Below are 14949 nucleotides of genomic sequence, written 5' to 3' on the forward strand. Positions count from 1 at the left end.
CGGATGTGGACCTGGGTGAGATGCTGGGCGACCTCGACACGCCAACCGAAGAGGCAGGCGACGATGTGGCCGATGTGCTGGTCGGGCTGGATGCGGTTGAGGACACCCCTGCCGAGCCGGATGTGGACCTGGGTGAGATGCTGGGCGACCTCGACACGCCAACCGACGAGGCTGGCGACGATGTGGCCGATGTGCTGGCCGGGCTGGACGCGGTTGACGACACCCCTGCCGAGGCGGCCGGGGACGACGAGGATTTTGATCTTGAGAGCCTGTTGGCGGATCCTGAGACCGCCGAAGCCGAGGATGATTTTGATCTCGATGACCTGCTGGGCGACGACATGACGCCAGAGGAGGCTGAGGACGACGCCGAGGGGTTGGCGACAGACGCGACGGAAGCGGCGGCGTCTGTTGAGGAGGCGGCCGACGCGGAGGGCACCGACGATCTGGACGACCTTTTGGGCGATCTGGATCTGGATGATCTGGACCTCGGCGGGGACGACGACGCGGCGGGGGACGACCTGGATGCGTTGTTCAGTGCGCTCGACGCGGAGGCGGAGGCCGAAGGTGATGACGCCACGCCGGAGGATGACCTGAGCGATCTGGACGCGTTGCTGGGAGATCTGGGCGATGAGGGGGACGACGGCAGCGATCTGGATGATCTATTGAGCGGACTGGGTGGTGACGATGATGGCGATGAAACAGTGAGTGACGGCGCTGCCAAATCGGGCAAGCGGCCACCGGAGCTGGCCTATGGGACCCTGTCCGCAGACCGGCCCGAGCCGACGAAACTGGTTCGCAAACGGTTCCGGCTTGCCATCTTTGGTGATTTTACCGGGCGGTCTGCCAAGGGGCAGCTTGAAACCGGCGCGGCACTGGCGGCCCGTAAACCCCTCGTGCTGGACCCCGATACCATCGACGATGTGATCGAAAGCTTTGCCACGGAGCTTGTGCTGCCCATCGGCAAGGAGGGCGCCGGGATTTCGGTCAAGCTGGGCGAGCTGGATGACCTGCATCCGGACGAGCTTTATGACAATCTCGACCTGTTTTCGGAATTGGTGGGGCTGCGCAAGCAGTTGCAAAGCGGGGTCACCAAGGATCACGCGATGAAAACTCTGGCGGCCTGGGCGGAGGCACATGGCACCCCGGCGCGGGCGCCAAAGGCGCGCTCGGGCGGCAATGCGGTACCGGCGAACAAACGGCTGAGCGATTTCCAGGCGCTGATCGGGGACACGCAGAACAGTCTGCGCACCGCCTCGCCGGTCGAGGAGATGCTGGCGCAGATCGTCGGGCCGCATATCCGGGCGCTGCCGGATGCGAACCTCGGCGCGGTGCAGGAAGCGGTGGATCTGGCGCTGTCGGACGCCATGCGGCTGGTGCTGCACCACCCGGAGTTCCAGTCGGTCGAGGCGCAGTGGCGCTCGCTGGATCTGATCGCCCGCTCGATCGAGGTGGACGATACGCTGGAAGTGATGATCTACGATGTCTCCGCCGAGGAGTTGGCGGTCGATCTGGCGGCGCAGGAAGACCTCTCCGAGAGCGGATTTGTGAAGCTTCTGACCGAAGAGCCGATGGACGCCGAGACCGGGCGCGGGGCCTATTCTGCCCTGATCGGTCTTTATACCTTTGAGGAAACACCGCCCCATGCGGAGCTTCTGGCGCGGTTTGCCCGGGTCGCGGCCCATGTGGATGCGCCGTTTCTGGCCGCGATCACGCCCGGGTTCTGGGAGACGGACAAGGCGGACCGCCCCAAGGTCGTCGCCGAGGCCTGGGATACGCTGCAGGGCATGTCCGAAGCCGGGCACCTTGGGCTGTTGACGCCAAGGTTCCTGCTGCGCCGTCCCTATGGTGCGAAGTCGGAACCTATCGACCCGTTCGACTTTGAGGAATTTACCCAGTCGGAAGGGCTGCGCGGGATGCTATGGGGGAACCCGGTGGTTCTGGCCGCGATTCTGATGGCGAAATCCTTCAAGGAAAATGGCGCCTCGTTGCAGTTGGGATCCATCATGTCGCTGGGCGACATGCCGTTCCATTATGTGAACGACCGGTTCGGCGATCAGGTCGCACTGCCCTGCACCGAACGCAACGTGGATCTCGACAAGATCGCCGCTGCGAAGGAACGGGGGTTCATGCCCATCGCTTCGGTGCGGGGACGGGACGAAATCCGGCTGACGTCGTTCAATTCGTTGCGCGGTGACACCTTGCTGGGGCCGTGGACGGGTCTGCCGGCGCCAGCGCCATCTGCCCCGGATCCGCGTCCGGCCAAGGCCGCCCCGGAGGCGGCTGCGGATGAGAGCGATGATCTGGATCTTGATTTTGATTTTGACGATGCCGGGGAGGGGGGCGACGATGATGATCTCGACGCGCTGCTGGCCGGATTTGGAGACGACGATTCTGATTTAGACGGCGATATTGATGCCGACCTTGAGGCACTTTTGAATGACCTTTGATATTGTTTTCCGAAACTCTTTACCCAGGGCTGAGGCGTGCCTCGCCGGTGCCCGGGATGGAAAGGAGAAGCCATGACCGAGAGTAAAGCCCATGAAAATGACGTCATCTGGATGTCTGGGTCTTACTCGGTAAAAGGGCTTATGATGCGCCGCGCCATCGTGCGCGAGGGTTTAAGCAAGCTCACCGAGACGACAATAGAATTCCAGTCCCGAAACTCTGCCGTGTCGCTGGACGACCTGGTGGGGCAGACCATGAACCTGCATGTGACGACCGAAGGAGGCGCGGAACAGAAATACTCCGGCCTGTGCATTTCGGTCGAGAACTTCGGTTTCCGCGATGGTTACACGCAATTCGTGGCCGAGGTCAGGCCCTGGTTCTGGCTGTTGACGCGCACGACGGACTGTCGCGTGTTCCAGAACATGACCGCGCCCGCGATCATCAAGAAGGTCCTCAGCGACCACGGGTTTTCTGACTACAAGGACAGCCTGTCGGGAACCTATACTGAACGGGAATACTGTCTTCAGTACCGCGAAACGGATTATGCGTTTCTGTGCCGGTTGATGGAAGAAGAAGGGATCTATTTCTTCTTTGACAGCAACACGAGCCAATCCTCGGCCGAAAAGCTGGTGCTGGCTGACGGGCTGAGCGCCCACAAGCCGATTTCGGAGAATGCCACGGCGGAGTTCCATATCCGCGAGGATGCGGACCGGCGCCGGGGCGAGCATGTGGCCGAGTTGAGCAAGATCGAGCGGGTGACCAGTGGCAAGGTCACGTTGAACGATTTTGATTTCACCACGCCGCAGGCGGATCTGAAAGCCAGCAACGCACAGGCCAAGGGCAAGCATAGTCACAAGAATTTCGAAATCTACGACTATCAGGCGCACTATCGCAAAGAGAGCAGCCTGGCCACCAGCCTCGCGCGCGCGCGAATGGACGCCGAGGCCCTAGCCTACCAGCAATGGCGTGGGGCGTCTTCGCTCGCCACTTTGGGGACCGGATATACCTTCAAGCTGACCAAGCATGAGGATTCAGCGTCCAACAATGACTATCTGGTGATCGAATCCACCCATTATCTGAAGGTGGACAGCGAGTTTGGCGAACGGGACCGGGGCGGTCGCAAGGCCAAATCCGGCGACGGCATGCGCCGGGATCTGACCGCGCAGAACATGGATTTCCCCAAGGAGATGGAAAACGACAGCTATGGCAACGTCTTTCGGGTCATCGAGAAATCCGTCCAGTACCGTGCGCCGAGCGTGACGCCCTGGCCGGAAGTGCCCGGCATCCAGACGGCGACCGTGGTCGGCAACTCGGGAGAGGAAATCCTGACCGACGAACACGGCCGCATCAAGATCCAGTTCCACTGGGACCGCGAAGGCAAGGATGACGAGACATCGTCGTGTTTTGTGCGGGTGATGACGCCATGGTCGGGCAAGGACTGGGGTCTGGTGGCGGTGCCACGGATCGGGCAGGAGGTCGTGGTTCAATTCGAGGACGGCAACCCGGATCGCCCCATTGTCACCGGCATGCTGTATAATGCGGAGACAAAGCCGCCGTTCAAATATCCCGACGACCAGACGCAGCTGGGGATCAAGACCAACTCTTCCAAAGGGGGGGGCGGTTACAATGAGCTGATGTTCGACGACAAGAAGGATTCTGAACTGATGCGCATCCAGGCGCAGAAGTATCATCAGACCCTGGTCAAGGACCGGCTGTCGATGACGGTCGGGCTGGATGCCATCGACAAAGAAGTCGCTTCGGTCGATGAGAAGTCCTATGATCTGACTGTCGAGCAAAACATGATCGAGACGGTAAAGACCGGTGATCGGATCGAAACCGTCGAGACTGGCGACAAGACGGAAACCGTGAAGACAGGCAACTACACGGAGACCATCGAGACCGGCAACAAGACGATGACGATCCAGACCGGGAACCTGACCGAGGCGATCGACACCGGCAATGTTGATGTGACCGTCGCCAAAGGGAACCTGACGGAGACCATCAGCGAGGGGGATCATAGTGAAACGGTCAGTCTCGGGGATATCAAGATTGATGCGTCTGCGGGGAAGATCGCGATTTCTGCCGGAACAGAAATTACACTGACCGTCGGCGGATCGTCGATTAAAATCGATAACTCGGGTGTTACAGTTGCAGGACCGCTCATTAAGCTGACAGCCGATGGTATGCTGGAAGCCAAAGGTGCGACAACGACCGTCAAGGGGGACAGTATGCTCACCCTTAAGGGCGGCATCACCATGATTAACTAGGCGCGAATGACATGTCTGAGATGTTTGAAAATCTGGTGAAACTGCCAAAGGAACCTGTGGCAAAGCTGTTGTCGCGTCAGCAGGTCCTGTTGAAAACCCCCTTGGAGTGCGAGGTCAGCGCGACCGCGCCGCAGGTCCTGTCGGAGCTTTACTCGAAGAAAGCGATGATCGACCTGTTGCGGTTGATGGGGATTTTGTTGCCTCCGCGAGAGCGGGTCTGGTGGGCCTGCCTGGCGGCGCGCGACTATATCGGGCCGCGCAGTCCAAAGGATCCGCCTTCACTGGCGATGTCAGAGGCCTGGGTGGTCGACCCGACCGAGGAAAACCGTCAGGCGGCGCGGATCACCATTGATCATGCCTATGTGGATGACGACACGGTGAATTGCGCCTGGGCGGTGACCTATCATGACGGGACGTTGGGGCCGGGAGATCTGCGCCAGTATCCCGCCCCCGCCGGTGCGGCCGAAGCGGCGGCCTTTGCCATGAATATGGTAGCCTTGGGTCAATTATCTGATAAGTTTGAAGAACATGGCTATATACTGATCGAGCGTGCACTGGATATTGCTCGGGGTGGAAATGGTCATGTCGGCACTGCGGATGCAGAAAAGGCCGATGCGCCGGAGCCGCTTCCGGAAGCAACCTAGGGGCAGGCAGGAGAGACGACGACATGAGCAGACCCGCTCTTGAGGGGAATCGAATTGGTGGCTGCTGCCCGCTTTGTGACGACAAAGGGGGGGCGCAGCCATGGGCGTAAGGTTACGGTTTCAGTCGTCCGGCACCATGCCTTCGGATGCGGCGCCGCTGGAGTTGCGCGGGCCCAGCCTGACAATCGGGCGCGGCGGCACAAATGATGTGGTGCTGCCGGATCCGGATCAATTGCTGTCGCGCAACCATTGTGTGATCGAGGACCACGGCAGCCATGTTTCCGTGGTGGACCTCAGTTCCAATGGCACCTTTCTGAACTACAGCAAGATGCCATTGGGCCCGACGCCGACACCGCTGCACGACGGCGATGTGCTGATGGTCGGCTCCTACGAACTGGCGGTCGAGATCACGCAGGAGGGCGGCCTGCCGGACCCGCTTGCGGTTGATCCGCTGGCGGCGGATCCCTTGTCGCCGGGGCGGGCAGAAAACGCACCGGACCCGCTGGATCTGTTGGACGATGCCGGGCCGGGGGGAGATTTCCTGGATGATCTCTTGGGGGACAGCGCGCCCAAGGGGCCGTCGCAGATGAACCCGGTTGATCCGATTGATGACCTTCTGCCGCCACTGGGCGAAGAAGAAGACCCGTTCTTTCAGGCGCCGGATGACGGGCGTCAGGGGCAGGGGGCCAGCCTGCCCGCGCATAATCCGGCACTGCAAGATGGTTTCAGCCCGCAACATACGCCGCAGGCTTCGGTGATCCCGGATGATTGGGACGACGAATTTTTCGCTGACATCGGCGGCGGCGCCCCGGTTGGGCATGAACCTGTGGTGCCGGGGGCGTCTGCACCTGCAAGCCCTGATCCATTGTTTCCCGACCCGAGCCCCGCAGAACTGCCGCCGAGCCCGCCCAGCGATATGACGCATGCCCGGCCCGACCCTTTTGCGGGCGCGACCTTGCCGGGGGAAGCACCCGCATCCGATCCTTTTGCCGAGCTGCCACCTGCCGCCGACGCTGCGCCCGCGCCGCGCCCGTCAGCCGTTGCGGATCCCTTTGCCGCCTCGATCGAGGGGGTTGAGGACCGGACCGTCCCGGTGGCGCCCGCCGCACCTGCCGCTCCGCCGCCGGTCGCCGCGCCCGTGGCTCCGGCTGCTCCGGCCGCCGTCCCTGTGCAGGGAGGGGGATCCGCTGATCAAAGCCAGATGAAGGCTTTTCTGGATGCGCTGGATGTTGAGGGGCTGGAGATCGCCGCCGAGGATCAGGCCCCGGTGATGGCGCGCATGGGGCGTGTCATGCGGATGTTCATCATTGGTTTGCGTGAAATCCTGATGACCCGCACCTCCATCAAATCGGAGTTTCGGATCGAGCAGACGATGATTTCGGCCGGGGGCAACAACCCGCTGAAATTCTCGATCTCGCCGGAACAGGCGATCGAGTCGATGATCAAACCCCGGGCCCGTGGGTATCTGGATGCCGAAAAGGCCGCCGAAGAGGCCTTGCGCGATATCAAGGCCCATGAGATTGCCATGGTCACCGGGATGGAGGCGGCCCTGAAGGGGGTGCTGGCCAAGCTGGATCCGAAATTGCTTGAAAGCCAGATTGAAAAGCGGGGCGGGCTTGGCGGTCTGCTGCGCAACAAGAAAGCCCAATACTGGGACATCTACGAAAACCACTATGCCGAGATTTCGGATCAGGCAGAGAATGAATTTCATGATCTTTTCAGCCGGGAATTCGCACGTGCCTATAAGGCGCAGATGGACCGATTGAAAGAAGACGCCGACACCTAGGTGCGGGTCTAAACGAGAGGAGAGCCAAGTGTCCTGGGACAGCAAGGTGCTTTGGACCGAGGGGCTGTTTTTGCAGCCGCATCATTTTCAGCAGTCCGACCGCTATATGGAAGCGCAGGTCGCGGGCCTCGCGCGCCGTCTTGTGCCCTATGCCTGGGGCTTTACCGGTGTCGAAATTGATTTCGAGGCGCTGAAAATCGGTCAGTTCGCCCTGAAGTCCTGCGAAGGGCTGACCCAGGATGGTGCGGTCTTTCGGGTGCCGATGGCCGACAGCCATCCCCCCGCGCTGGAAGTGCCGCAGACCGTGAAGGATTGCATCGTCTATCTGACGGTGCCGCAGCGACGTCAGGGCGGTACCGAGGTGGATCTGACCGGGGCCGAACGGTCGGCCAGTCGGCTGCGCCCGGCCAAGCAGGAGGTCACCGATGTGACCTCGGTGGATCGCAAGCCGGTGGACCTGGATGTCGGCACCTTGCGTCTGCAATTTGCCCTGGCTGTGGACGATCTGGCGGATCTTCTGGCGATCCCCGTGGCCCGGATCATCGAAGTCCGTGCGGATAAGGAAATCGTTCTGGACCAGTCCTTCATGCCATCGGCATTGGATGTTCGCGCCGCGCCTGCGCTGCGGGATTTCCTGCGTGAGCTGGAAGGTCTGCTGGCCCATCGGATGGATGCGCTTTCGGGTCGACTGTCCGAGGCGGGGGGCGCGCGCGGCGTTGCGGATGTGTCGGATTTCATGCTTCTGGCCGTGGTCAACCGGACCTTGCCACTGGCGCGCCATCTGCGCGAGATCGAGAACCTGCATCCTGAACGTCTGTTTGGCATGCTGGCGGGGCTTGCTGGCGAATTGTCCGCATTTATGAGTACCGACAAGGTGGTGCCGCAATTTCCGGCCTATACGCATGACAACCTCAGCGCCTGTTTCGGGCCGGTTATCCGGGTCTTGCGTCAATACCTCAGCTCGGTGCTGGAGCAGACCGCAATCCCGATCAAGCTGGAGCCGCGCAAATACGGCATTTCGGTGGGCGTGATTGCGGATCGCAAGCTGATTGGCAATTCCGGGTTTGTGCTGGCGGTGAAGGCGGACGTGCCTGCCGAGGACGTGCGGCGGCATTTCGCCGGCCAGGCCAAGATCGGTCCGGTCGAGGAAATCCGCCAGCTGGTCAATTCGGCGCTGCCGGGGATTACCCTGCGGCCGCTGCCGGTCGCACCGCGACAAATCCCGTATCATTCCGGCGTTGTCTATTTCGAGATGGACGCCGACAGCCCCTATTGGGGCAAGATGACCACATCTGGTGGGATCGCCGTGCATGTGTCTGGCCAATATCCAGGGCTCAATATGGAGCTTTGGGCCATTCGCAATGCGTAAGCGCGGCTGAAGGAGTAGGCCAATGGGCGATTTCGATGATCCGTTTGCAGAGCCGGGCGATACCGACAAGACGGTAATCCGCCCCAATCCTGGTGGGCGCCGGTCGGCGCCGTCACCGGCAGCCTCTGCGCCGGAGGTGGGCGGTGGTGGCGCCTTTGGCGTGCCCCAGGCCGCGGCCCCGGCGACGGCGGCGGCGGCGGGCAGTGCCAAGGCACCGAGCGTGGCGCTCACGGGGATGAACCAGCTGACGGCCTGCGCCACGGCGCTGTTTGCCCTGATCAGCCGTATTCGCAACCGGGCGCAACATATGGACCCCGACAAGCTGCGTCAAAGCGTCGTTGGCGAGGTCCGGGCCTTTGAAAATCGCGCCCTTCAGGCCGGGATCGCGGCGCAGACGGTCAAGATCGCGCGCTATGCGCTTTGTGCGACCTTGGACGATGTGGTGCTCAACACGCCCTGGGGCGGGCAATCCGCCTGGGGCCTGCAATCCATGGTCGGCACGTTTCACCGCGAAACCGTTGGCGGCGACAGGTTTTACGACCTTTTGGCGCGGCTGGAAAAAGAGCCGGCCGCCAATATCGACATGCTGGAGTTTCTCTATATGTGCATGTCGCTGGGCTTTGAGGGGCGTCTGCGGATCGAGCAGGGCGGACCTGAAAAACATATGCAGATCCGGGCGTCGCTGGCGCGGATTATCCGCGGTCAACGCGGGCAGGTCGAATGGGAACTGTCCCCGCGCTGGAAAGGGATCGTGCGTCCCTTTATCGTGCGGTCGGCCTGGCGGCTGGTCTGGGTCTGCGTTGCCGTTGCCGGCGTGCTGCTGGCGGGACAGTTCGTTGGCCTGAGCTGGGCCTTGTCCAGCGATACCGAACGGGTGATTGGCAAGATGCAGACCGTCGAGGCCGGGCCGGTGGCCACGTTGGAACGGCGTGCGCCGCCGCCACCGCCGCCGCCGCCGGTGCCAACCATCGAGCAACAGGTCGCCAAGGTTTCTGGCTTCCTGGAGGCTGAGATCAAGGATGGCATCGTCGAGGTGTTTCCGCAGGGAAATACGCTGACCATCCGTCTGGCCGGGTCGGGCATGTTCGGCTCGGGTTCGGATCAGTTGCAATCGGCCTTTGACGTGCCGATCGACCGGTTGTCAGAGGCGCTTTCGGATGAGCCGGGCAAGGTGATCGTGGTGGGGCATTCGGACAACGTCCCGATCCGCTCGGCGCGGTTCCCGTCGAATATGGCGTTGTCGCTGGCGCGGGCGAAATCGGTGATGGCCCGGATGGCGAACGAGCTGACCAACCCGGATCGTCTTTCTGCCGAAGGGCGGGCGGACAAGGAACCGATTGCCGACAACGCCACCCGTGAAGGGCGCGCGAAAAACCGAAGAATTGAAGTCCTGCTTGTGCAGGAGGTACAAGAATGATCCGTCGCTATATCATACCGCTGTTTCGGTCGATTTACACAATCCTGCTGTTGCTGGCCGTCGTTCTGTCGGTCTGTATCTGGTATTTTGCACCCTTTATCGGCTCTGACAGCTGGCGTCCGTTCGACAGCGTCACCTCACGGGTGATCACCATCGCCATCCTCTGGGTGCTGACCCTGTTGACCTTGCTGCTGATTGCGCTGCTGCGGGCGCGACGGGATCGCAAGATGACCGATGAGATGGCCGATGCCGTCGATACGGTCGAGGATGATGTGATCGGCGAGGAGCTGGTCGAGCTGAAGGGTAAGTTCAAGACCGCCCTGACAGAGCTGCGCAAATCCAAGAATGGCCGCAAGCATCTGAACCAGATGCCCTGGTACATCATGATCGGCCCCCCCGGCGCGGGCAAGACCACGGCGATTGTCAACTCCGGGCTGCAGTTTCCGCTGGCGGACAAGCTGGGCAAAGCCGCCATCGGCGGCGTTGGCGGCACCCGCAACTGCGATTGGTGGTTCACCAACCAGGCGGTGTTGATCGACACCGCCGGTCGCTACACCACCCAGGAAAGCGATGCGGAGTCGGACAATGCGGCCTGGCTCGGCTTTCTCGGGTTGCTGAAACGCTATCGCAAACGCCAGCCCATCAACGGCGCGATCATCGCGATTTCGCTGTCGGATCTGTCGTTGCAGGATGAAATGACGCAACAGGCGCATGCTACTGCCATTCGGAACCGGCTGGCGGAACTGCGCGAGCGGCTTGGCGTGCGGTTCCCGGTCTATGTCGTCTTTACCAAGGCGGATCTGATCGCGGGCTTTCAGGAATATTACGACACGCTCGGCAAGGAAGAACGCGAACAGGTCTGGGGCTTTACCCTGCCGCTGGCCAAATCCAAATCCGATGCTGACCCGGTGACCCGCTTTGACGAGGAATTTGCCGGGCTGCTGGGCCAGCTGAACGCGCAACTTCTGGAAAAGATGCAGGCGGAATCCGACCCGCAGCGGCGCGCGCTGGTGGCGGGTTTCCCGTCGCAGGTGGCCTCCGTGCGGACTGTGGCGCGGGATTTCCTCAAGGAAGTGTTTCAGGACAACGCCTTTCAGAAGCGGCAAATGCTGCGCGGCGTCTATTTTGCCTCTGGAACCCAGGAAGGGACGCCCATCGACCGGCTGATGCTGGGCATGGCACAGACCTTTGGGATCGGTCGTCAGGCCATCGGTTCGGGCAAGGGCACCGGGCGGTCCTATTTCCTGACACGTCTGTTCGAAGGCGTCATGTTCCTGGAGGCGGGGCTGGTTTCGTCGGACGACAAGGTCGAGCGTCGCTATCGCTGGGCGCGGCGCATCGCGGTGGCGGCGACGGTTATCCTGAGCCTTACCATGGGTGGGCTATGGGTGAATTCCTTCCTTCAGAACAAGAAGATGATCGCCGAAGCCAGCGATCAGATCGACCAGTATCAGGCGGCGGCATCGTCTCTGCCGCCAAGCCCGGTTGGGGATAGCGATCTGGTTCCGGTGGTCGCGGCCCTGAATGTGCTGCGCGATCTGCCGGGCAATCCGGTGTTGAACACCCCCGATCCCGATTTGTCCGAAACCTATGGTTTGTATCAGGGGGAGGTGCTTGGCACACAGGGGGCGCAGACCTATCGCTCGGCCTTGAACCGGCGCTTTCTGCCACGGCTTCTGGTGCGTCTGGAAGAGCAGATTGCCGCCAATATGAACAACGTCGACGCGTTGTATGAAACGTTGAAAATCTACCTGATGCTGGGCCTGCAGGGGCCGATCAACCCGGATCTGGTCAAGGAATTCCTCAACACCGACTGGGAAGAAGTCACCTATTCCGGCGTCGTGCGCGAGCAATTGCGCGCGGATCTGAACGACCATTTGACGGCGCTTCTGTCGCAGCCGATGGAGGAGGTTGCCCTGAACGGTGATCTGATCGCGCAGGCGCGTGGCGTGTTGGCCGAAATGCCAATGTCGCAGCGGGTGTATTCCGGGATCATCAATTCGCGCACCGCGACCGAACTGCCGAAATGGCGCCTGACCGATATCGGCGGGCCGGAAATCACCCGGGTGATGACACGCAGTTCCGGCAAGCCGATGGCCGAAGGCGTCGAGGGGATCTTTACCTACAACGGGTTCAACAACGTCTTTCTGACCGAAGCCGTCAGCGTTTCGAAACGGGTTCAGAGCGAAGCATGGGTGCTGGGCGACGACAGTGCCTCCGCCACCAGCGAAGCGGCGCTTCTGGCCCTGAGCCGAGATGTGCTGGACCTCTACTACAATGATTTCATTGGGAGATATGACGACATTCTGGGCGATCTGGATGTCATTCCGCTGCAGTCGCTGAATCAGGCCGTCGATGTGACGCGTGTGTTGTCCGGGGCAAGCTCGCCCTTGGAAAATGTGCTGAAAGCGGTGGCCGAAGAAACCGCGCTGACACAGTCCAAATCGGTGGTGGATACAACCGCGCTGAACGATGGGCTCGGCCAGGTTGCGAATGTCGAAGCGCGCTCCAACCTGTCCATTCAGGGGCAAATCCTGCTTGAAGCCTTGATGAAGACCGGCCCGGCCCAAAACGGGCAGCCGACACTGCCACCGGGCGGGTTTGTCGAAAACCGGTTTGCCTGGTTGCACCAACTGGTGGATGCGCCGGACGGTCAGCCCTCGCAGATGGACGGTCTGATGGGGCTTTTGCTGACGGTCTATCAAGAGCTGAACAAGATGACGATCAGCGGCATCTCGACCGGCGGTGCCAGCAGTCAGGCCCTGTTGCAATTCCAACAGGCCGCGGGTCAGTTCGAGGGCCCGATGCAACGCTGGGCCAAGCAGATTACGGTCGGATCGTCGGGCATCACCTCTGAGGGAACACGGGCGTCGATCAATGCGTCGTGGCAGTCGGATGTGCTGCCTTTCTGTACGCAGGCGCTGGAAAACCGCTATCCGTTCAATCGTTCCGCGCCGGCGGATGTAGCCATGGCGGATTTTGCCAAGCTGTTCGCGCCGGGTGGTCTGATTGACGGGTTCTTCAACCAGAATCTGGCGCAATACGTTGATACAGCGTCCAATCCATGGACGTTCAAGACGACGGGCGCTGGGGCGGACCTTGGGATCAGTCAGGCCGTGCTGAATCAGATGCAATTCGCCGCAGAAATTCGCGAGGCGTTTTTTGCTTCCGGTGCGGCGCCGCTGGTTCCGTTCCAGATCACACCAAAGGCGCTTGATCCGAAGGCCAAGGAAATGATTCTGGAAATCGACGGAACCACGATCGAGTTCAACCACAAGATGGGCCAGCCGACCCCGGTTGCCGTCACCTGGCCGGGATCGGTCGGATTGGCGCGGATCACGCTGAACCCGCAGCGGCGGGACAGTGAAAACGTGCTGTCGAAAGACGGGCCCTGGGCCTGGTTCCGCCTGTTGGACGCGGCCGAGGTGCGGCGCACCAATGCGGTGGACCGCCGGCGCTTGAACTTTACCGTGGGCGGACGGCTGGCGCTTTACGAGTTGCAGGCCGGGTCCGTGGTCAATCCGTTTGCTCTGCCGGCCATGGCCAAGTTTTCTTGTCCAAAGTCGATGTGATGCCGATGGGATTTGGCGCTTTTGGGAAAATGCCGACAGTTGGAGACTTCTTCCGCTTGTCTCCGCCTGCGGGTTTCGTAACAGTTTGGGATCACTGGATTCAATCGGTGATGACTGCAGGGCAGGGGCTCTATGGGCCGCATTTCGACAGGCACTACATGTCCGCGCCGATCTGGCGTTTTACCTTGCCCTCTGGCGTGGCAGGCGGACAGAAACTGACCGGGGTGATCATGCCCTCTGTTGATCGCGTCGGGCGGCGGTTTCCGCTGACGTTGGTGAGTGCGCTTGAAACGCCGGGCCCTGTGGCGCTCGATCATTTGAGCGATTCCAAGATGTTCGAACGGCTTGAGGATATTGCGCTGGATTGTCTTGAGGATACGATGGATCAGGAGCGGCTGGCGCAGACCCTGGCGACGGTTGCAGTGCCGGACATGCGGGCCGTTGCGCCCTTGCGGGCCAGCGAAGAATGTATCGTGCTGACCGGCGTCGGCGAAGTTTCCAAGCTGCCGCTTGCGGTTGCGGGCGGGCTGTTGGAACGCCAGGGCCAGGATTTTGGTATTTGGTCGGCTATACTAGATGGCAATCCTCGCATGTTAGCGTGCAGGGGCCTTCCCACTGGGGCGCAGGCGATGGGTCTCTTTGACCTCGGTGCAAGTATTTGGAAAGAGGCCCGTCCGATATGACAGAAATGCGCAGGACCCGCTTTGTTGCTCAAACCCATACCGGGCTAGTTCGCAAGGCCAATGAGGATGCGATCCTGGCGCTGCCAGAGCATGAAATCTGGCTGGTGTCTGATGGAATGGGTGGTCATGACGCAGGGGACTATGCCAGCCGCCTGATCGCAGATATGGTCGCGACGATCCCGCAAGGGCTTGATCCGTCAGAGAAAATGCATGCCTTGCGGGATGCAATCCACGGTGCACATCGGGCGATTCAGGCCGAGGCCGAAAGCCGGGGCGGGACGACAATCGGTGCCACCGTGGTTGCCCTGGTGGTCAGCCACGGACATTTCCTGTGTCTCTGGGCGGGCGACAGCCGAATTTATCGTCTGCGCGCGGGCAAGATCGAGCTTTTGACCTCTGACCATTCTGCTGTGGCTGATTACGTTTTGGCTGGCAAGATGAGCTGGGACGAAGCCGACCAGCACCCCCAATCGAACGCCATCACCCGGGCCGTTGGGATCGAAGGCGACCTGATTCTCGACAAGGTTCGTGGAGAAACTGAGCCGGGAGACCGCTTTTTGCTCTGCTCTGACGGGCTGACAAAATATGCGACCTTTGCGATGCTTGAAGATGTCCTGGCCGCGACGCCTCTTGAAACTCTCGGGGACCGTCTGATCCAGATTGCGCTCACCGGTGGCGGTGGTGACAATGTTTCGGCGATTGTGGTCGACGTTCTGTAAGGCGACAGGATCTTTTTAGCGGCTGGCTGACGATAGGCATGGACACG

At 61.2% G+C, this 14949-nt stretch carries 9 protein-coding genes; all 9 read left to right on the forward strand.

Going from position 1 to position 14949, the window contains the following annotated elements:
- Positions 1-2447 (forward strand): type VI secretion system contractile sheath domain-containing protein (locus TRIHO_RS17800; RefSeq protein ID WP_207498729.1); only part of this gene is annotated, 2447 nt, incomplete at its 5' end.
- Positions 2448-2519: 72 nt separating this feature from the next.
- Positions 2520-4712 (forward strand): type VI secretion system Vgr family protein, encoded by a 2193-nt coding sequence (locus TRIHO_RS17805; protein WP_068246845.1) that lies wholly within the window; start codon positions 2520-2522, stop codon positions 4710-4712.
- 11 nt (positions 4713-4723) lie between these two features.
- On the forward strand, positions 4724-5356 hold the full coding sequence (locus TRIHO_RS17810; RefSeq protein WP_068246848.1) for a DUF6931 family protein: 633 nt from the start codon (positions 4724-4726) through the stop codon (positions 5354-5356).
- A 100-nt stretch (positions 5357-5456) separates the two neighbouring features.
- A complete protein-coding gene (gene tagH, locus TRIHO_RS17815) occupies positions 5457-7142 on the forward strand; it encodes a type VI secretion system-associated FHA domain protein TagH (RefSeq protein WP_068246851.1) in 1686 nt (561 codons plus the stop codon).
- 28 nt (positions 7143-7170) lie between these two features.
- Complete coding sequence (gene tssK, locus TRIHO_RS17820) at positions 7171-8511, forward strand: type VI secretion system baseplate subunit TssK (RefSeq protein ID WP_068246855.1); 1341 nt, start codon at positions 7171-7173, stop codon at positions 8509-8511.
- A gap of 22 nt (positions 8512-8533) precedes the next feature.
- The gene (tssL, locus tag TRIHO_RS17825) at positions 8534-9928 is read left to right on the forward strand and encodes a type VI secretion system protein TssL, long form (protein ID WP_068246857.1); all 1395 of its coding nucleotides are present in this window, start codon (positions 8534-8536) and stop codon (positions 9926-9928) included.
- Positions 9925-13500, forward strand: a complete 3576-nt coding sequence (tssM, locus tag TRIHO_RS17830) for a type VI secretion system membrane subunit TssM (protein ID WP_068246859.1) — start codon at positions 9925-9927, stop codon at positions 13498-13500. The genes tssL and tssM overlap by 4 nt, the downstream gene beginning before the upstream one ends.
- Before the next feature lie 5 nt (positions 13501-13505).
- Positions 13506-14183, forward strand: coding sequence for a type VI secretion system-associated protein TagF (gene tagF / locus TRIHO_RS17835; protein WP_269745364.1), 678 nt, complete (start codon positions 13506-13508; stop codon positions 14181-14183).
- Positions 14180-14902, forward strand: a complete 723-nt coding sequence (locus tag TRIHO_RS17840) for a PP2C family protein-serine/threonine phosphatase (protein WP_068246865.1) — start codon at positions 14180-14182, stop codon at positions 14900-14902. The genes tagF and TRIHO_RS17840 overlap by 4 nt, the downstream gene beginning before the upstream one ends.
- The last annotated feature ends 47 nt before the right edge of the window (positions 14903-14949 follow it).

The sequence above is a fragment of the Tritonibacter horizontis genome (assembly GCF_001518015.1).
Taxonomy (GTDB): Bacteria; Pseudomonadota; Alphaproteobacteria; order Rhodobacterales; family Rhodobacteraceae; genus Epibacterium; species Epibacterium horizontis.